Here is a 693-nt window from a genome sequence, read left to right on the forward strand (position 1 = left end):
CGCTGCTCACCGGGATGGCGGCCGCCGACATCATGGTGGCCTCGGGCACTGGCATCCTGCGCACCCTGCCCACCGCCCCGGACGGGGCGGTGTCCCGGCTGCGCCGCTCGGCCGCGGCCCTGCGGATCGAGTGGCCGCACCACGTCTCGTACGCGGCGCTCGTCCGCTCCCTGGACCCGGGCGAGCCGCGCCACGCCGCCTTCCTCCAGGAGTGCACCACGCTGCTCAGGGGCGCCGGGTACTCCGCGTTCACCGGCGGCGAGCTGCCCTCGCCGTCCGTCCACGCCGCGGTCGCCCACCCGGGCGGTTCCTCGCCGGCGAGGGCCGCCACGCACAGCTCCCCCGCATAACGGTCCACGAGCCGGCGCAGCGGCGCCGTGCAGTGGGTGTACTCGTGGGCGACGGCGGCCCTGGAGGCCCTGCCGCGGGAGATGGCGGAGGGCGCCCGGCGCGCGAACGCGGTGGAACGCGCCTGTGTCGACATCGTCGAGGCCGCGGTGCTGAAGGGCCGCGTCGGCGAGGAGTTCGACGCGGTCGTGGTGGACGTCAGGGAGAAGGAGCCCGACGTGGGCACCGTCCAGCTGGAGGATCCGGCGGTGGTGGCGCGGATCGAGGGCGACGGCGCCCCGCTGCCGCTCGGGGAGCGGCTGCGGGTACGCCTCACCCGTGCGGAGCCGGCCGGGGCGACGGTGG

At 76.9% G+C, this 693-nt stretch carries 2 pseudogenes; both read left to right on the forward strand.

Going from position 1 to position 693, the window contains the following annotated elements:
- Positions 1-350 (forward strand): annotated as a pseudogene (locus EAO77_RS40855) (hypothetical protein); the annotation flags it as partial.
- Between the two features lie 27 nt (positions 351-377).
- Positions 378-693, forward strand: a pseudogene (locus tag EAO77_RS40860) (RNB domain-containing ribonuclease); the annotation flags it as partial.

The sequence above is a fragment of the Streptomyces sp. T39 genome (assembly GCF_008042045.1).
Lineage (GTDB): Bacteria > Actinomycetota > Actinomycetes > Streptomycetales > Streptomycetaceae > Streptomyces.